The sequence below is a fragment of the Xanthomonas sp. SS genome (genome assembly GCF_014236835.1).
In the GTDB taxonomy this organism is placed as follows: Bacteria; Pseudomonadota; Gammaproteobacteria; order Xanthomonadales; family Xanthomonadaceae; genus Xanthomonas_A.
Genome location: NZ_CP051190.1, coordinates 793,075 through 811,858, shown reverse-complemented (window position 1 = coordinate 811,858; position 18,784 = coordinate 793,075). Strand labels below are relative to the sequence as shown.

The following is an 18,784-nucleotide window of genomic DNA, read 5'->3' as shown; positions in this document are numbered from 1 at the left end:
GCGTGCGCCTGGCTGACAGGTGCGCCGCGCGCACGGCGACGGCTGTGCGTCCTTCTTTCCTCATTGCCGCGGCCCCGACTCGCTCATGACCGATACACCCCTGCACACCCTGGCGTCCGCCGCCGGCCTGCTGGTCGACTGGATCGACGCATCCGACACGCCGCGGACGGTCGGCCCGGACACGCTGCGCAGCGTGCTCGGCGCGCTCGGCCTGGACGCGCACGATGACGCCGCCTGCCGCGACAGCCTGCGCCAGCTGCAGGCCGGCGGCGGCAGCGCCGCGCCGCTGCTGACCGCCGACGTCGGCACGCCGATCGACGCCGGCGGCACGCCGGGCGCGGCGTACCGGCTCGAGCACGAGGACGGCAGCAGTCGCGACGGCCGCTTCGATGCGCGGGGCCGCGTCGCCGCGTTGGATGCCCACGGCTACTGGACCCTGCAGCACGGCGACCGCCACACCACGCTGGCGGTGGCGCCGGCGCGTTGCTACGGCGTGGCCGACGCGGTCGGCGAGGATGCGCCGCGGCGCTGGGGCCTGTCGCTGCAGGTGTATTCGGCGCAAGGCCCAGGCGACGCCGGCATCGGCGATGCGGACGGCGTCGCCGCCTGGGCCGAGCGCATCGCGCGTGCCGGCGGCGATGCGATCGCGCTGAGTCCGGTGCATGCGGCGCGGCCGATCGGCACGCACTACAGCCCGTATTCGCCGGGCGATCGCCGCTTCCTGGATCCGCTGCAGGCCGCCCCGGCACGCGTGCTTGGCGCCGCGGCAGCGCAGCGCGCCATGCAGGCGGCCGGGCTGGAACAGGCCTTCGCCGACGCGCAGACGCGCGCGCTGATCGACTGGCCGGCCTCGGCCGCGGCGAAGTGGCAGTGGCTGCGCCAGCTGCATGCCGATTTCGCTCAGGCCGACGCCGCGCCGCACACGGATTTCGCTGCGTTCCAGCACGAACGCGGCGCCGTGCTGCGCGACTACGCCGCCTTCGCCGCGCGCGATTTCGGCGATGCCGATCCAGCCTTGCACAGCTTCGCGCAGTGGCTGGCCGCGCTCAGTTGGGCCGGCGTGCAGCGGCAGGCGCGCGCTGCCGGCATGGGCATCGGCCTGATCGCCGACCTGGCGGTGGGCTTCGATCCCGGCGGCGCCGAGGCCGCGGCCTGGCCGCAGGCGGTGCTGGCCGGGCTGGAACTGGGCGCACCGCCGGATGCGTTCAACGGCGACGGCCAGGCCTGGGGCATCGGCGGCTATTCGCCGACCGGACTGCGCGCCAGCGGCTTCGCGCCCTTCATCGAACTGCTGCGTGCGGTGATGCGCGACCGCGGCGGCGTGCGCATCGACCACATCCTCGGCCTGCTGCGGCTGTGGACGATCCCGCGCGGCGCCAGTTCGGCCGACGGCGTATACCTGCGTTATCCGCTGCACGACCTGCTGCGCCTGCTGGCGCTGGAATCGTGGCGGCACCGCGCGATCGTGATCGGCGAAGACCTGGGCGTGGTGCCGGACGGCATCCGCGCCGAACTGTCGCAGCGCGGAGTGATGGGCATCGATGTGTTGCTGTTCACCCGCGACGCCAAGGGCGCGTTCCTGGCGCCGGCGCAATGGCGCGGCGATGCCATCGCCACCACCACCACCCACGACCTGCCGACGCTGCGCGGCTGGCGCCGCGGCGAGGACATCGACTGGCGCCGCCGCCTGCAGCTGTCCGATGCCGCGCAACAACGCGCCGACCACCTGACCCGCAGCGCCGACGTGGCGCGCATGGACGCCGCGGTCGCCGCGGCGCTGCCGCAGGCGCAGGACCCGGAACTGGACGCGCTGCGCTTCGTCGCCGCCACGCCCTCGCCGCTGGCACTGGTGCCGGCCGAGGACGCGCTGGGCCTGGACCAGCAACCCAATCTGCCCGGCACCGTCGATGGCCACCCGAACTGGCGCCGGCGCTTGCCAGCGGCGGACACCGCGGCCGCCGGCGCACCGCTCGACACCCGTCTGGAGGCGTTCGCGCGCGCGCGCCGCAACGCCTCCCCCGCGCAAGGAACCGACGCATGAGCTTCACCCCGCTGCGCGCCACCGCGCGCCTGCAATTGCACGCCGGCTTCACCCTGCTCGACGCCGCCGCGCAGGTGCCCTACTACGCCGGCCTGGGCATCAGCCATCTGTACCTGTCGCCGATCGGTACCGCGGTGCCGGGCTCCACGCACGGCTACGACGTCACCGATCCGCGCCAGGTCAATCCCGAACTCGGCGGCGAACCGGCGCTGCTGCAGCTGTCCGAGCGCGCGCGCGCGCACGGCATGGGCCTGATCCTGGACATCGTGCCCAACCACATGGCGGCGCACGCGGCCAATCCGTGGTGGTGGGACGTGCTCAAGCATGGCCGGCGCAGCCGCCACGCCGGCTGGTTCGACATCGACTGGCGCGCGCCCGGCCGCGACGGCAAGCTGTGGCTGCCGGTGCTGGACCGCAGCTATGCGCAGGCGCTGAGCGAAGGCGCGCTGCAGCTGCGCGTGGCCGAGGACGGCGAGGTGCAGCTGGAGCACCACGACCAGCGCTTCCCGATCCGCCTGGAAGGCGCCGTGGCCCAGGATCCGCCGGCCGCGCGCCAGGCCTGGGCGGCACGGCTCAACGACGCCGCGCGGCTGGGCGACGACGCGCTGCATCGGCTGATCGAACGCCAGTGCTACCGGCTGGCGTGGTGGCGGGTCGGCAACGACATGCTCAACTACCGCCGCTTCTTCGACATCACCTCGCTGGCGGCGCTGCGCGTGGAGCAGAACGAGGTGTTCGCCGCGGTGCACGAACTGCCGCTGCGGCTGGTCGCCGAAGGCCACCTGGACGGCGTGCGCGTGGATCACGTCGATGGCCTGGCCGATCCCACCGGCTACGTGCAGCGGTTGCGCGCGCAGCTGGACCGTGCCGGGCGCCGCCGCGGCATCGCCGCTGGCGGCATCGCGCTGTACATCGAGAAGATCCTGGCGCCGCAGGAAACCCTGCGCAGCGACTGGCCGTGCGACGGCAGCACCGGCTACGACTTCATGGACCAGGTCGCCGGCGTGCTGCACGACCCGGCCGGCGCCGCGCCGCTGACCGCGCTGTGGCGCCGCGAGACCGGCCGCAGCGGCGACTTCGGCCAGGAGCAGCGCGCCGCGCGCGACGAGATCCTGCAAGGTTCGCTGCAGACCGAGTTCGTGCGCACCGTGCAGGCGCTGGCCGCCGCCGCGCACCTGGACCCGGCCACCCGCGAGTTCAGCCCGCAGATGCTGGCGCGCGGGCTGATGGCGCTATTGCGGCACTTCGAGGTGTACCGCACCTACGCCGGCCCCGATGGCCTGGACGAAGCCGATGCGGCGCGCCTGGCCCAGGCCGCGCAGCGTGCGCGCAATGGTGCCGAGCCGCGGGTGTGCGCGGCGATCGACGCGATCGAGCGCTGGAGCCGCGACGGCCGCGGCACCGGCAAGGCGCAGATCGCGCTGCGGCGCATCGTGCGCCGGCGCATCGAGCAGCTGTCGGCGCCGCTCAATGCCAAGTCGGTCGAGGACACCGCGTTCTACCGCCACGGCGTGCTGCTGTCGCGCAACGAGGTCGGCAGCGACCCGGACGTGTTCGCGTGGGCGCCGAAAGATTTCCACGCCGCCAATGCCGCACGCGCGCAGCAGCACCCGCGCGCGCTGCTGGCCACCGCCACCCACGACCACAAGCGCGGCGAAGACGTGCGCATGCGCCTGGCCGTGCTCAGTGCGCAGGCGCCGTGGTGGGCCGAACAGGTGGCGCGTTTGCAGGCCTTGTCCGCCGACCTGCTGCCCGCCGGTAGCGCCACGCCGCTGCCCGGCGACGTGCTGATGCTGTGGCAGATGCTGGTCGCCGCCTGGCCGCTGGAACTGGCCAGCGACGATGCCGCCGGCCTGGCCGACTACGCCGAGCGCATCGGCGCCTGGCAGCTGAAGGCCGCACGCGAAGCCAAGCTGCGCACCTACTGGACCTGGCCGGACGAAGCCTACGAACGCGGCGCGCGCGCGCTGCTGGACGCGGCGCTGCTGGCGCCGGCCGGCGCGCCGCTGCGCGAGGCGCTGGCGCAGGCCGCGGCCGCGCTGGCCCCGGCCGGCGCGCTCAACAGCCTGGTGCAGACCACGCTGCGGCTGAGCGTGCCTGGCGTGCCCGACCTGTACCAGGGCAGCGAAGGCTGGGACCTGTCGCTGGTCGATCCGGACAACCGCCGCCCGGTGGATTACGCACTGCGCCAGGCCTGGCTGCACGACGACACCGCAGCGTCGGCGCTGCTGCGCGACTGGCACAGCGGCCACATCAAGGCCTGGCTGACCGCGCAGCTGCTGCACCTGCGCGGCGCGCATCCGGCGCTGTTCGCGCATGGCGGCTATCGCCCGCTGCAGGCGCAGGGCCCGCACGCGCAACACGTGCTCGGCTTCGCGCGCGAACACGCCGGCAAGACCCTGCTGGTGGTGGTGCCGCGCCTCACCGCCGCGGCGCAAGCGCTGGATGCGGCGGCGCCGTTACGCGCGCAATTGGATTGGCATAACACCTTTCTGACGTTGCCCGCGGCACAGTACAAGAACGTGCTGAGCGGGCGCGACCTCGCGGCATCGGCCTCGATGCCGGTGGCGGACCTGTTCGCCGAGTTCCCGGTGGCCGTGCTGGTCGCCGTTCCCTGACATGCCGGTGGCCGTGCTGGCCACCTTCCCCTGACAAGACCGCCATGGACGCAGACACACGCCAGCGCCGCATCGAACAACTCGCACACGAAATCTGGGAAGCCGAAGGCCGGCCTGACGGCCGCGCCGCCCGCCACTGGGCCATGGCCGAACGCCTGGTCGACGCCGAAGCCCGCGCCGATCCGCAAGACCACTCGCTTTCCCCGGCCGGCAACGGCCCCGCCACGTCGTAAGGATTTCGCATGCCGCTTCGCAAGCTCGCCCGCCGCTCCCGCATTCGCGAAGGCCGCTCCTATCCGCTCGGCGCCACATGGGACGGCCTGGGCGTCAATTTCGCGCTGTACTCGAGCAACGCCACCAAGGTCGAGCTGTGCCTGTTCGACGAGCGCGGCCGCGAGGTCGAGCGCATCGTGCTGCCCGAGTACACCGACGAGATCTGGCACGGCTACCTGCCCGACGCACGCCCCGGCCAGTTGTATGGCTATCGCGTGTACGGTCCGTACGCGCCCGACGCCGGACACCGCTTCAATCCCAACAAGCTGCTGCTCGATCCCTACGCCAAGCAACTGGTCGGCGAGCTGAAATGGGCGCCCGCGCTATTCGGCTACACCATCGGCCACAAGGACGCGGACCTGAGCTTCGACCGCCGCGACAGCGCCGCCTACGTGCCCAAGTGCGCGGTGATCGATCCGGCCTTCACCTGGGGCAAGGATCAGCGCCTGCAGACGCCGTGGGACCGCACGGTGATCTACGAGACCCACGTGCGCGGCACCACCATGCGCCACCCGTCGGTGCCCGAGGCCTGGCGCGGCACCTTCTCCGGGCTCAAGGTGGACGAGGTGGTGGAGCACATCAAGCGGCTCGGCATGACCGCGGTGGAGCTGCTGCCGGTGCATGCCTTCGTCGACGACGAATACCTGCTCAAGCAGGGCCTGCGCAACTACTGGGGCTACAACACCATCGGCTTCTTCGCGCCGCAGCCGCGCTACATGGCCACGCGCACCGTGGCCGAGTTCAAGCAGATGGTGGCGCGGCTACACCACGCCGGGCTGGAAGTGATCCTGGACGTGGTCTACAACCACACCGCCGAAGGCAACGAACTGGGGCCGACGCTGTCGTTCAAGGGCATCGACAACGCCAGTTACTACCGCCTGGCCGAGAACCGCCGCTTCTATATCAACGACACCGGCACCGGCAACACCTTCGACCTGACCAATGCCGGCGCGCTGCGCATGGTCAACGACTCGCTGCGCTACTGGGTCTCGGAGATGCACGTGGACGGGTTCCGCTTCGACCTGGCCACCATCCTCGGCCGCGAACACCACGGTTTCGATCCCAAGGGCGGCTTCCTCGACGCCTGCCGCCAGGATCCGCTGCTGAGCCAGGTCAAGCTGATCGCCGAACCGTGGGACGTGGGGCCTGGCGGTTACCAGGTCGGCGGCTTCCCACCCGGCTGGTCGGAATGGAACGACAAGTTCCGCGACAACGTGCGCGCGTTCTGGCGCGGCGACGAAGGCCAACTGGCGGAACTGGCCACGCGCCTGACCGGCTCGGCCGACCTGTTCAACCACCGCGGCCGCCGCCCCACCGCCTCGGTCAACTTCGTCACCGCCCACGACGGCTTCACCCTGCACGACCTGGTCAGCTACGAGCACAAGCACAACGAAGCCAACGGCGAAGACAACCGCGACGGCTCGGACAACAACATCTCGGCCAACTACGGGGTGGAGGGCGAGAGCGACGACGAACAGGTCAACGCGCTGCGCCTGCGGCAGATGCGCAACATGCTGGCCACGCTGCTGCTGTCACAGGGCACGCCGATGCTGCTGGCCGGCGACGAGTTCGGGCGCAGCAAGGGCGGCAACAACAACACCTACTGCCAGGACAACGAACTGACCTGGCTGAACTGGGAAAGCGGCGAGCGCGCGCAGCGGCTGACCGCGTTCGTGACGCGCCTGACCCATCTGCGCGCGCACTACCCGCTGCTGCACCGCGCGCGCTTCTTCGACGGCGTCTACGACGAAGAACTGGGCATCAAGGACGTGAGCTGGCTGGCGCCGGACGGCGAGGAAATGAACGAGGCGTCCTGGCACGACCCGCACGCCCGCGCACTGATGATGCGCCTGGACGGCAGGGCGCCGTCCAGCGGCCTGCGCCAGGCGGCGTCGAACGTGACCTTGCTGATGATCGTCAACGGCGCCACCGAGGAAGTGACCTTCACCTTGCCGATGGTCGAAGGCGAGCACTGGCGCGTGCTGATCGATACCGCCGAACGCGATCACGAACACGGCCTGCCCGGCGGCTCGCAATGGCATGGCATCTGCCGCTCGCTGACCCTGCTGGCCGCGGAACGCGACGGCAAGGTCGCCGCGTCCCAACACCAGAATGCGGCGCCGCCGCCGGCACCGGCGGCGTAGCCGAAGCGGTAGCAGACAGCGGCCCAGATCGATTGCTGGGCCGCTCTCCGCACAGACAAACCCGCCTATGTAGGAGCGGCTTCAGCCGCCACCGTATCCGCAGCTGGCAGCCCATCCGGATTCAGGATGTCGCGATGGTTCGGGGTCATCGACTTCGGAGCGTTATGCGATGCCGAGACATTTCGACTCCGCTCGTCGCGGCTGAAGCCGCTCCTACAGGACCGCGGCACATTGCATGCGGTGCACTGTAGGAGCGGCTTCAGCCGCGACTGTATCCGTAGCCGGTAGCCCATCAGCGTTCAAGATGTCGCGATGGCTCGAGGTCGTCGGCTTCGGGGTGTTGTGCGATGTCGACGCACTGCGACTGCGTTCGTCGCGGCTGAAGCCGCTCCTACAGGGAGCGCTGGTGAATTCCGATGCCGATGCTGTCATTTGTGGGAGCGACTCTGGGTGGCCTCAAACCATCAGTCGCGACGGGCTTTACCGGTGACGCCCGTCGCGACTGAAGTCGCTCCCACAAGAATCACGCTATCGCCTGCATTGCGTGCGACTGCACGAACGGCTGCACCTGCGCTTCGCCCACCGCGCCGCCGATCAGGATCACCCCGGGTGCGCAGATGCCCAGGCCTTCCACATCGGCCGCCAGGCGCTCGAGCGTCGTCAGCAACTGCGCCTGCTGCGGCAGGCTCGCCGATTGCACCACCGCCGCTGGCGTAGCGCCAGGCAGGTGGCTTAGCAAGGCCGCCGTCAGCGCCGCGATGCGGCTCATGCCCATGTAGATCGCCAGCGTGGTGCGGGTGGCGCACAGCGCCGCCCAGTCCGGCTCGCCATGGTCCTGGGTATGCGCGGTGACGAAGGTGATGCCGTGGCAGTGATCGCGATGGGTCAGCGACATGCCCAGCCCGGCCGCCGCAGCGAACACGGCACTGACGCCATTGATGATACGCACCTCCACGCCCGACGCGCGCAGGAACGCGATCTCCTCGCCGGCGCGGCCGAACAGCAGCGCTTCGCCGCCCTTGGCACGCACCACGTTGGCACCCTGCAGCGCATAGCGCCGCATCAGCCGGCAGATGAAATCCTGCGGTGTGGACCGGCAGCCGCCGCGCTTGCCGACGCGGATCACCCGCGCCTGCGGCGCGAACTGCACGATGTCGGGATTGACCAGATCGTCGAGCAACAGCACCTGCGCCGCGGCCAGCGCCTTGACCGCCTTCAGCGTCAGCAGTTCCAGGTCACCAGGACCGGCCGACAGCAGCACCACTCCACCGACATGCACACCAGACACGCTTGCATCGTTCATCGCAGACTCCACCCAGGAAGAAGGAACAACACCCGAGACATCGGACCCGCCGGTGCACAGCTGCGCGCATCCGCAACGCCGCCTGCACGCGCCCGCCACGCGCGTTGTCGCCTCGCTTCGCCATTCGTGTGGCAGGCGCATACAGCGCTTCTTGCGCACTCGACAGCCGGCACACAGGCGATCTGGAAATTGCGACCGCTCATGCGCGCACCGCCGTGGCGCACAGCCGCAGCACCTGCGGCATGCACGAGCCGCATACGCTGCCGCAGCCCAGCCGCGTGCGGATCTCGGCGGGCGCCGCGCCGCGCGCGGCTTCGGTGCGAATCGCCGATTCGCGCACCTGCGTGCATTGGCACACCACCGGATCGCGCGCCGCGCCGCCGGCCTGGGCGAATGCCGCCAGCCGCGCGCCGTGCCAGGCTTCGCCGCTCAACGCGCGCTCGAGCAACGCTTCGCCGCCGGCATCGCGCTGCGCGCCGGCCAGCAGCAGGCCATCGAGATGACTGACCGGCGCCGCGCCGCGCCAGGCCACGCGCTTGAGCAGGCCGCGGCGTGCGTCGCGGTATTCGAGGGTATCGGCGTCGCCGCCGGCCAGCGTCAGCGCCGCGGCCAGCGCTTCCAGCTGCGCGGGCGCCGGTGCCTGCTCGGCGGCGGCACGCAGCACCAGCCACGCCTGCTCCTGTTCGCCGGCCTCGGCCTGCAGGCTCAACGCGGCATAGCCGAGGTCGCGCAGCCACGGTTGCGCCGCGGCCTGCAGCGCGAGCACATCGCCGCGCCGCGCGAGCAGCAGGTGCCAGCCGAATTCGGCCTTCTCCACGCGCACCGCGGCGTGCTTGAGCTCGGGCTGCTGCGAACGCGCGTCCACCGTGCCCAGGCTGAGTTCGTTGACGCCGCCGCTGTCCAGGAACTGCGCGTTCCAGTGCATCGCCGCGAACACGTCCCCCGAGCGCATTTCCTCGCACGCCTCCAGCGGCAACACCAGGCTGCCGCGCTTGCTGACGATGCGCACCAGGTCGCCGTCGCGCAGCCCGCGCCGTGCGGCGTCCTGCGGATGCATGCGCAGGCCTGGTTGCGGGCTGTGCGCGAACAGTGCCGGCACCCGGCCGCTGCGCGACATGCCGTGCCACTGGTCGCGCAGGCGGCCGGTCAAAAGTCTCAACGGAAACCGCGCCGAGGTCGGTTCGGCGACCGGCTTGTACGGCGTGGGATGGAAGCGCGCACGGCCATCGGCGGTGGCGAACACGCCATCGGCATAGCGCCGCGCCTGGCCGTGTGCGGCGCCGGCCGGCAGCGGCCATTGCTGCGGGCCTTGCGCGTCCAGCCGCGCGTAGTCGAGTCCGCCGATGTCCAGGTCGCGGCCGACCGTCAATGCACGGTGCTCGTCGAACACCGCCGCGGTATCGGCGAAGCCAAAACGCGAGCCGGCGGCCGGCGCGTCCAGCCGCGCTTCCAGCCGCCGCGCCACCTCGTTGGCAATCCACCAGTCCGGCCTGGCCGCGCCCGCTGCCGGCAGCGCCTTGCGCACGCGCGAGACGCGGCGCTCGGAATTGGTCACCGTGCCGTCCTTCTCGCCCCAGCTCGCCGCCGGCAGCAGCACGTCGGCGTAGGGCACCGTATCGGTGTGCACGAAGGCGTCCTGCACGATCACCAGCTCGGCTTGGCGCAGCGCGTCGCGCACCTGGGCGATGTCCGGCATCGAGTGCACGGGATTGGTGCAGGCGATCCATACCGCCTTGACTTCGCCGCTACGCAGCGCATCGAACAGCGCCACCGCCGGCAGGCCCGGGCGCGCCGACAGGCGCTCGGCCGGCAATTGCCACAGCTCTTCCAGCTCGGCGCGATCGCTGGCGCTGGCGATCTCGCGGTGCGCCGCCAGCATCGTCGCCATGCCGCCGACCTCGCGCCCGCCCATCGCGTTCGGCTGCCCGGTCAGCGAGAACGGGCCGGCGCCGGGCTTGCCGATCTGCGCGGTGGCCAGGTGCAGGTGGATCAGCGCCAGGTTCTTGTCGGTGCCGTGCGCGGACTGGTTCAGGCCCATGCAATACAGCGACAGCGCCGGCGCATCGCGGCCGAACCATTCCGCCGCCTGCACCAGATCGGCGACCGGAATGCCGCAGATGTCGGCGGCCATCGCCGGGGTGTATTCGCGCAGCGTCTGCCGCAGCTCGGCGAAGCCCTGGGTGTGCGCGGCGATGAACGCGCGGTCGATGCGGTCTTCCCAGATCAGGTGATGCAGCATGCCGTTGAACAGCGCCACGTCGGTGCCGGGCTGGATCGGCAGATGCAGATCGGCCATCGCCGCGGTGTCGGTGCGGCGCGGATCGACCACGATCCAGCGCACGTCCGGATCGCGCGCGCGTGCGTCCTCGAGCCGGCGGAACAGCACCGGATGCGCATAGGCCATGTTGCTGCCGGCCAGCAGCACGGTCCTGGCCAGTTCCAGGTCTTCGTAGCAGGTCGGCGGGCCGTCCGCACCCAGCGCCAGCTTGTAGCCGCTGACCGCGCTGGACATGCACAGCCGCGAATTGGTGTCGATGTTGTTGGTGCCGATCAGGCCCTTGGCCAGCTTGTTGAAGACGTAGTAGTCCTCGGTCAGCAACTGCCCGGACAGGTAGAACGCCACTGCGTCCGGCCCGTGCCGCTCGACGATGCCGGCCAGGCGCTCGGCCACGCTGTCCAGCGCCACCGCCCAGTTCACCGCGCGCCGCGGCGCGTCGCGGTGCGTGCGCAGTTCCGGCTGCAGCGCGCGCCCATGCAGGCTGCGCACGGTCTCCGGCAAGGTGCGGCCCTTGCTGCACAGCCGGCCGTAGTTGGCCGGGTGTTCCGGGTCGCCCTCGATGCCGACGATGCGCGCCGCGCCGTCGGCGCCGTGCTCGGTCTCGATCAGCACGCCGCAGCCGACCCCGCAGTAGCAGCAGGTGGAACGGGTCAGCGTGCGCCGCGCCGCGTTGTCCGCGGCCGCGTTCGCTGCGGGCACGTGCGCGCCGTCCATCATGCGGCGCTCTGCAACGACAGCCACACCTCGCCGTCGTCCACCCGCACCGGGTAGCGGCGCGCGCAGCCCACGTCCGGCGCGCAGGCCTGGCCGCTGTCCAGGGCGATGTTCCAGTTGTGCAGCGGGCAGGTGACGCTGTCGCCGGCGACGATGCCCTGCGACAGCGGCCCGCCCTTGTGCGGGCAACGATCGACCAGTGCGAACACACGGTCGCCGGCGGTGCGGAACAGCGCGATCGGGTCGATGCCGGAGATCTCCAGCACGCGCGCACCGAGCGCGGGGATGTCGTCGAGCCGGCAGATGCGGATCCAGTGGCGGGCGCTGGCGTCGGCGGCGCTGCTGTCGGACGCGACGAGGTCGGAAGCGGCTGCGTGCATCGCTCAGTCCTCCACCAGCGCCAGCGGCGCGGCCACGCGCAGCGGCTGGAATTCGCGCTGCCTGGCACCGGCGATACGCTCGGCCCACGGATCGGGCAGGCCTTCCAGCGCGTACAGCAGCCGCTCGTACAGCGCACGCCGGTTGGGCGCGTCCTCGATCACCCGCTGGCGAATGTAGTCCATGCCCACACGCTCGATGTAGTGCACGGTGCGGTCCAGGTAGTAGGCCTCTTCGCGGTACAGCTGCAGGAACGCGCCGGTGTACTCTTTCACCTCCTCGGCGGTCTTGACCTTGACCAGGAACTTGGCGACTTCGGTCTTCATGCCGCCGTTGCCGCCGATATGCAACTCCCAGCCCGACTCCACGGCGATGATGCCCACGTCCTTGATCCCGGATTCGGCGCAGTTGCGCGGGCAGCCGGACACCGCCAGCTTCACCTTGTGCGGGCTCCACATGTTGGCAAGCATCGTTTCCAGGTCGATGCCCATCTGCGTGCTGTTCTGCGTGCCGAAGCGGCAGAACTCGCTGCCCACGCAGGTCTTCACCGTGCGGATCGACTTGCCGTAGGCGTGCCCGGATTTCATCCCCAGGTCCTTCCACACGCCCACCAGGTCTTCCTTGCGGATGCCGAGCAGGTCGATGCGCTGGCCGCCGGTGACCTTGACCATCGGCACCGCGTACTTGTCGGCCACGTCGGCGATGCGGCGCAGTTCCGAGGCGTTGGTCACCCCGCCCTTCATCTGCGGGATCACCGAGAAGGTGCCGTCCTTCTGGATGTTGGCGTGGGCGCGCTCGTTGATGAAGCGCGACTGCGGATCGTCCACCGCCTCGCGCGGCCAGGTCGACAGCAGGTAGTAATTGATCGCCGGGCGGCAGGTGGCGCAGCCGTTGGGACTGCGCCACTGCAACTGCGTGTACACCGCGCCATGCGTGAGCAGCTTGCCCTCGCGGATCGCCTGGCGGACCTCGCCGTGGCTGAGGTCGGTGCAGCCGCAGACCGCCTTGGTCTTCGGCGTCTGCTGGAAGTTGGAGCCCAGGCAGTTCATCAGGATCTGCTCGACCAGGCCGGTGCACGAGCCGCAGGAACTGGCCGCCTTGGTCTGCTTCTTGACCTCGTCGACGGTGAACAGGCCTTGCGCGTTGATCGCCTTGACGATGGTGCCCTTGCACACGCCGTTGCAGCCGCATACCTCGTCGCTGTCGCGCATCGCGCTGGCTCGGTCCTGGCCGGCGGTGCCGGCGTCGCCGAGCGCGCTTTCGCCGAACATCAGCCGCTCGCGGCGCTCGCCGATCGGGCTGGCGTCCTTGAGCAGCTGGAAATACCAGGCGCCGTCGTTGGTATCGCCGTACAGGCAGGCGCCAACCAGCTTATCGTCCTTCAGCACCAGCTTCTTGTAGACGCCGCCGGCCGGATCGGACAGCACGATCTCCTCGCTGCCCTCCCCGCCCATGAAATCGCCGGCGGAGAACAGGTCGATGCCGGTGACCTTGAGCTTGGTCGAGGCCACCGAGCCGCGGTAGATGCCGATGCCGAACCCGGCCAGGTGGTTGGCGCAGATCTTGGCCTGCTCGAACAGCGGCGCGACCAGGCCGTAGGCGATGCCGCGGTGGCTGGCGCATTCGCCGACCGCGTACACGCGCGGGTCGAAGGTCTGCAGCGTGTCGTTGACCACGACGCCGCGCGTGCAGTGGATGCCGGCGGCCTGCGCCAGCCCGATGTTGGGGCGGATGCCGGCGGCCATCACCACCAGGTCGGCCGGCACTTCACTGCCGTCGGAGAACTTCACCGCCACCACTTCGCCGTCGGCGTTGCCGAGCAGTTCGGTGGTGGAGGTGCCGAGGCGAAACTCCAGGCCGCGTTCGCTGAGCGATTGCTGCAGCAACTGCCCGGCGACCGGATCGAGCTGGCGCTCCAGCAGCCAGTCGGCCAGATGCACCACGGTCACCTTCATGCCGCGCTGCTTGAGCCCGTTCGCCGCCTCCAGGCCGAGCAGGCCGCCGCCGATCACCACCGCGTGGCGCTTGCGCGTTGCGGTGTCGATCATGGTCTGCGTGTCGTGCATGTCGCGGTAGCCGATCACGCCCTTCAACTCCTTGCCCGGCACCGGCAGCACGATCGGCAGCGAGCCGGTGGCCAGCAGCAGGCGATCGTACGGCGCCTCGGTGCCATCGGCGGCGATCACCTTGCGCTTGATCCGGTCGATGCGGGTGACTTCCTTGCCCACGTGCAGGCGGATGCCGTGCTCCGCATACCAGGCCAGCGGATTGAGCACGATCTCGTCGAACCGTTGTTCGCCGGCCAGCACCGGCGACAGCAGGATGCGGTTGTAGTTCGGATGCGGCTCGGCGCCGAACACGGTGATGTCATACATCCCCGGCATCAGCTTGAGCAGTTCTTCCACGGTGCGGATGCCGGCCATGCCGTTGCCCACCACCACCAGTCTTGGCTTGTTCATTCGCGTCTCGCTTCGGTGGAGAGGATCAGACGCGCGCAGCACCGGCCGCGGCCCATTGGCTGCGCCAGTGCTGCTTGACGTTGGACAGCAGGCCCCAGGCCAGCAGCGCGCAGCCGGCGAACAGCCACAGCCCCAGCGCATAGCTGCCGGTGTGCTGCTTGACGATGCCCAGCCCCGCGGCGAGCAGGAAGCCGCCGATGCCGCCGGCCATGCCGATCAACCCGGTCATCAGCCCGATGTCGCGGCCGAAACGCTGCGGCACCAGCTGGAACACCGCGCCGTTGCCTGTGCCCAGGCACAGCAGGGTCAGCACGAACAGCGCCACCGTCGCCGCCGGGCCACCCACCCCGACCGCCGCGGCGGCCATCAGCAACGCCACCAGCAGATAGATCGACAGCAGCGTGCGCGTGCCGCCGATGCGATCGGCCAGCGCACCGCCCAGCGGACGCATCACCGAGCCGGCCAGCACGCACGCCGCGGTGGCCCAGCCGGCCAGCTTCGGCGAGAAGTCGAACTGATCGTGGAAGTAGCCGGGCAAGGCGCTGGCGAACCCGGCGAAACCGCCGAAGGTGATCGCGTAGAACAGCATGAACCACCACGAATCGCGGTTGCCGACCAGAACCCGCGCGTAGTCGCCCAGATGCTTGCGCGGCACCTCCACCGGCGCGTCCTTGGCGAACGCCGCGAACACCAGCAAGGTCAACAGCAGCGGGATGCAGGCTAGCCCGAACACGGCCTGGTAGCCGAACGCCGTGGCCAGCACCGGCGCGAACAGCGCCGCGAACACCGTGCCGGAATTGCCGGCGCCGGCGATGCCCATCGCCGTGCCCTGATGCTGCGGCGGATACCAGCGCGAGGCCAGCGGCAGCGCCACCGCGAACGAGGCCCCGGCCACGCCCAGCATCAGCCCCAGCAGCAGCACCTGCGCGAAACTGTGCACGCCCAGCTGCCACGCCACCGCCAGCGCAACGATCACCAGCACCTGCGCCAGCATCCCCGCGCGCTTGGCGCCGATCACATCGGCGAGCATGCCCAGGAACAGCCGCAGCACCGCCCCGCACAGGATCGGCACCGCCACCATCAGCGCACGCTGCTGCGTATCCAGCTGCAGCACCGCGGCGATCTGCACCTGCAGCGGACCGAGCAGATACCAGACCATGAAGCTCAGGTCGAAATACAGGAACGCCGACAACAACGTGGGCGTATGCCCGACTTGCCAGAAGGATCGATTCATCCGCGCCATCTCCGAGAAACGTTGGGCCGCAGCGCTGCACACCACCCGCAGCAAGCGGTAGTCGAGGGGAGGGAAAAACGAAAACGGCGCCGTCCGGTTCGCACCGGAAGACGCCGTTGTCTGGGCAGGCGGGCCGCCGTTGGCCCACCTGCCGAATCGAGTTGGTGCGGACACCCCGTTGCGTCCGCGCTGGAGCTATCGCAATTGGTGTGCCAAGTGCACGCGACCTCGGCGCGGCGGGAAAATCGCCTGAAAATTCAATGGACTGGCGGATCCGTTCGCGACCTACGACCTCATCACGCAGCCGCCAAATCCAGCTCTAACGAACACAAGTGGTGCGCGATGCACCTTTATTGTGCGCCGCGGCAACACCAGCAGCTCGTCGCCATTCCTCATGCCAGTGCAAGCGGCTCTAGAGTTTTGGATAGGCTAAAGTGAGGTGTTCTTCAGGTAGCTGGCGTACCGGATAAGCAGCTATGTACTTCGCCTACCAATCCCCGTTGAAAGCAATTCCGCCAGCCTTAAGAATAAGCAAGCATTGCGCAAGCAAAACTATCCTGCACAGATAGATATCGGGCCAAGCACCCTCGAATAAGGCAATCGAACCTTTATTTAAGTCTTTGTTTCCAGCCAAAAGCATACACTTCTGACTCAAAACCCATCAATAGCGATCCCATCAAAAATCCAACAATTTATTTTTTCTGGCCTAACTATTTTATTTGCACAGTTGGCTTATGATCCGCAACGCCTATTGGTTTAATTCTAATGCAGGCCCAGCCCCAGCGGGCGATCTTCATGGCACAGCCGTGGGACGATAGAATCTACCTATATGCGCTGCACGGCAAATACGATGAGTTGCCAGCGGATTGGACCTAACCCAGGTGCATGTTGATGATGATTCTGTGGGGGCAGGGGGGTGTTTTTGTTCACAGCAATCTCGTCACCACACGTAGTGCATCTATAAATCCCCGAGTTCATAGCGATCGTGCCAGGGCTAAGCAATGTATCGAAGGCCGCACTATCGTTGAACTGAAGATAATTTTGATATTTATAGCTGGACACAAACTTCCTTATGCTGCAGCCGCAGGATTTGATGGATGCATCCCTGCACGGTAGAGCAGCTCCTCTAAGACCTGCCTAAACCCAATCTTATGCGGATCAATATCTCCAAGTCGTGCATTCCAATGTCGATTGTGGGCAGACAGGTCTCCGATAGCTTTGAAACCTTTGAGAGTTTGCATGGCAGGTCTACTCAAAGCCATTGAGGGATCGTTTTCCAAGCGACCAACCATTTCGTTTAGCCCAACGTATTGACTCCCATCCCGAATCTCCGGCGCACGCCCATGTTTCTCATACGTCTCAATAATTAAAGTTTCGATTAGGCGCCGACACATAACGGCACAGCAGTCATACAACTTCGCATCAAAACTTTTGTTCACTTGATCAGCCACCTTGGAGATATAACCCCGCGTGCCATTGACAAGCGCCATTGGTACCAAGCTATCGCTAGCAGGAAGCTCAATCGGCCCGACGTGATCTGCGTACACGGCATCAAGCTCACGACGCGCAGCAGCTCTAAGCATCCAGCCACCTAACTTGGCAGCCACGGTCCTTTTATCGGTCGACAACAACACCCCGAGCCTAGAAACGTTCTGCTCGGCGTGGCCAACCGCTCGAATTAATTCAGCGATTTCCTTGGCGGTAAGGCCAGCAGTCTGATCTTCGCGGCCAACAAACCATAACAATGCCAGAGCACGATCCATCTGCCGCAGACACTGTTGATCAACACGTCGCAGAAAATCTTTTGGGGTCAGAGAGTCGATCATAATGCTCTCCAGGCGGCCCAATCCTTGTTACAAAATCCGGCGACAACCACGATGGCCTTGGAAATCTTCGCGGGATTGATAGCGACCACGCCGCCCTGCTTTCGCTGTAACCAGTCGCTAGAGTCAAGTCCTCGACCGGGGTTCGGATCTCTACAACCGATGTTCGCAAGCACGTTTTGCGCCATAGATTGAGTGACGGAGCCGATACCTGCGTGGCGAGCCCACAGGCAAAGAACGGACGCGGCAAGCTGAATAGGTGACATCGCTTTGGCTCCGCGCGAAGGGAGGTCCCGCCGCATGGCCTCCCAATGATGGGAGTCCAGCGTCACAAATGGGTCTGCTGCCGAGGGATCACACGCACCAATCAAAACATTGATATCTACACCAAGTTCTCGTGCAAATTTCTGAACCGGCTCAATCAGTGGCGTGTTAGCCACAGTGGTCGCCACCACCGCATCTGCCGCTGAAACCTGCGGGTCCTGCACATATTGGCCTACCGGCAACGGCAACGAAGGGAGGGGCAAGGGTTGCGCCTGTGCGGTGACGGCAAGCGTAGAGCGGCCTGAACTAATCGCTGCGAATACCGCATTCCAGAGTACTGGGTCATCCACCTCCGCGACCACAACATCATTCGCTTTCAGCACAACCGACATGGTTGCTTTCAACGGGCTTTCCTTGGTCTGCGATTGCTCTTGCTCGGCCATAGCTCACCTCTGTATTTTCGAAAATCATGAGCCGTATTTGGTCGCTCGTCAAGCAGATTCAACATTCATAACAACAACATGCTCAACAAAACCACATGCGATTGATTTTCTTCATTTATCTCGCTTTAGTGGCCGCTTGCTGGTATCAACCAAGCCAAGCCAAACGCCCCAGCATCAGAGAAAGGCGAGCCCACTCCCGCCCTGGAGCAGATACCTGCTTCCGATCAAAAGCAGTCGTTGCGGCTTCTCTCTGCGCCAAACCTAACGGCGCCGGGCATGGCTAAGGACGCTCCGCTGCTGCAACTCACGGCGCATCATCAGCCTGCGCACAGCCGAATCGACGGCCATAAACCTGTGCTGCTGCATGAGATAGTTCCCACCCAGCAACACTGCGACGATCAGCATCGCAGCGGGCTTCACGGCCACTGCCAGGGCCAGCGTCGCGACAGCGAACAGTGCCGACCAACTGCACAAGCCGACCACGCGAATCTCGCTGCGCTGCCGATCGATCACGATCAGCCCACGCATGATCGGCGGGTACCGCCAGCCGAAGTGGAGACCGAAGCTTTCGCGGAATGCCCAGGTGCGCCTGGACAGCGGACGGAACACCAGTGCGGGCCATTTCTCCGCAGCGACTTCGCCTTCCATCCGGTCGAAAGGAAAGTGCAACAGCGCCGAGGTCGGTACCGTGATGCGCCGACTGAACAACGGTATTCCCCACGACCAGTAGGCCCGGTTCCACAACACCAGCAGAGCTCCCTCAATCAGTAACAGGGCAATGAGTGCGTTAGCCATTCGTCATCCATTGGCAT

General features: G+C 67.6%; 12 protein-coding genes. 4 read left to right on the top strand and 8 right to left on the bottom strand.

The window, feature by feature from the left end; all coding sequences use genetic code 11:
- Window positions 1–85: 85 nt before the first annotated feature.
- From malQ to glgX, 4 genes are read left to right on the top strand one after another with little or no spacing between them, the layout of a single operon-like run.
- Window positions 86–2,041 (top strand): 4-alpha-glucanotransferase, encoded by a 1,956-nt coding sequence (malQ, locus tag HEP74_RS03495; protein WP_185815204.1) that lies wholly within the window; start codon window positions 86–88, stop codon window positions 2,039–2,041.
- The gene (gene treY / locus HEP74_RS03490; protein WP_185815203.1) at window positions 2,038–4,659 is read left to right on the top strand and encodes a malto-oligosyltrehalose synthase; all 2,622 of its coding nucleotides are present in this window, start codon (window positions 2,038–2,040) and stop codon (window positions 4,657–4,659) included. The genes malQ and treY overlap by 4 nt, the downstream gene beginning before the upstream one ends.
- Window positions 4,660–4,703: 44 nt before the next feature.
- Window positions 4,704–4,892 (top strand): DUF2934 domain-containing protein, encoded by a 189-nt coding sequence (locus HEP74_RS03485; RefSeq protein ID WP_038238289.1) that lies wholly within the window; start codon window positions 4,704–4,706, stop codon window positions 4,890–4,892.
- Window positions 4,893–4,901: 9 nt separating this feature from the next.
- Window positions 4,902–7,076, top strand: a complete 2,175-nt coding sequence (gene glgX / locus HEP74_RS03480) for a glycogen debranching protein GlgX (protein ID WP_185815202.1) — start codon at window positions 4,902–4,904, stop codon at window positions 7,074–7,076.
- 523 nt (window positions 7,077–7,599) lie between these two features.
- Here the strand turns inward: glgX and cobA are convergent.
- The 8 genes from cobA to HEP74_RS03440 form a co-directional block, all read right to left on the bottom strand.
- Complete coding sequence (cobA, locus tag HEP74_RS03475; protein ID WP_221893182.1) at window positions 7,600–8,340, bottom strand: uroporphyrinogen-III C-methyltransferase; 741 nt, start codon at window positions 8,338–8,340, stop codon at window positions 7,600–7,602.
- Between the two features lie 238 nt (window positions 8,341–8,578).
- Window positions 8,579–11,371 (bottom strand): nitrate reductase, encoded by a 2,793-nt coding sequence (locus HEP74_RS03470; protein ID WP_524540785.1) that lies wholly within the window; start codon window positions 11,369–11,371, stop codon window positions 8,579–8,581.
- Window positions 11,371–11,751 (bottom strand): nitrite reductase small subunit NirD, encoded by a 381-nt coding sequence (nirD, locus tag HEP74_RS03465; RefSeq protein WP_255423660.1) that lies wholly within the window; start codon window positions 11,749–11,751, stop codon window positions 11,371–11,373. The genes HEP74_RS03470 and nirD overlap by 1 nt, the downstream gene beginning before the upstream one ends.
- 3 nt (window positions 11,752–11,754) lie before the next feature.
- Window positions 11,755–14,172, bottom strand: coding sequence for a nitrite reductase large subunit NirB (gene nirB, locus HEP74_RS03460; protein WP_255427943.1), 2,418 nt, complete (start codon window positions 14,170–14,172; stop codon window positions 11,755–11,757).
- 61 nt (window positions 14,173–14,233) lie between these two features.
- Window positions 14,234–15,403: a nitrate/nitrite transporter gene (locus tag HEP74_RS03455; RefSeq protein WP_185816481.1), complete on the bottom strand. Its 1,170-nt coding sequence runs from the start codon at window positions 15,401–15,403 to the stop codon at window positions 14,234–14,236.
- Window positions 15,404–16,512: 1,109 nt separating this feature from the next.
- Window positions 16,513–17,268, bottom strand: a complete 756-nt coding sequence (locus HEP74_RS03450) for a hypothetical protein (RefSeq protein WP_185815199.1) — start codon at window positions 17,266–17,268, stop codon at window positions 16,513–16,515.
- A complete protein-coding gene (locus HEP74_RS03445; protein ID WP_185815198.1) occupies window positions 17,265–17,972 on the bottom strand; it encodes a hypothetical protein in 708 nt (235 codons plus the stop codon). The genes HEP74_RS03450 and HEP74_RS03445 overlap by 4 nt, the downstream gene beginning before the upstream one ends.
- A gap of 261 nt (window positions 17,973–18,233) precedes the next feature.
- Complete coding sequence (locus tag HEP74_RS03440) at window positions 18,234–18,767, bottom strand: hypothetical protein (protein ID WP_185815197.1); 534 nt, start codon at window positions 18,765–18,767, stop codon at window positions 18,234–18,236.
- Between the last annotated feature and the right edge of the window lie 17 nt (window positions 18,768–18,784).

Coding starts and splice junctions, on each gene's coding strand:
- malQ (WP_185815204.1), top strand. CDS start 86: ATGACCGATACACCCCTGCACACCCTGGCGTCCGCCGCCGGCCTGCTG.
- treY (WP_185815203.1), top strand. CDS start 2,038: ATGAGCTTCACCCCGCTGCGCGCCACCGCGCGCCTGCAATTGCACGCC.
- HEP74_RS03485 (WP_038238289.1), top strand. CDS start 4,704: ATGGACGCAGACACACGCCAGCGCCGCATCGAACAACTCGCACACGAA.
- glgX (WP_185815202.1), top strand. CDS start 4,902: ATGCCGCTTCGCAAGCTCGCCCGCCGCTCCCGCATTCGCGAAGGCCGC.
- HEP74_RS03470 (WP_524540785.1), bottom strand. CDS start 11,371: ATGGACGGCGCGCACGTGCCCGCAGCGAACGCGGCCGCGGACAACGCG.
- nirD (WP_255423660.1), bottom strand. CDS start 11,751: ATGCACGCAGCCGCTTCCGACCTCGTCGCGTCCGACAGCAGCGCCGCC.
- nirB (WP_255427943.1), bottom strand. CDS start 14,172: ATGGCCGGCATCCGCACCGTGGAAGAACTGCTCAAGCTGATGCCGGGG.
- HEP74_RS03450 (WP_185815199.1), bottom strand. CDS start 17,268: ATGATCGACTCTCTGACCCCAAAAGATTTTCTGCGACGTGTTGATCAA.
- HEP74_RS03445 (WP_185815198.1), bottom strand. CDS start 17,972: ATGGCCGAGCAAGAGCAATCGCAGACCAAGGAAAGCCCGTTGAAAGCA.
- HEP74_RS03440 (WP_185815197.1), bottom strand. CDS start 18,767: ATGGCTAACGCACTCATTGCCCTGTTACTGATTGAGGGAGCTCTGCTG.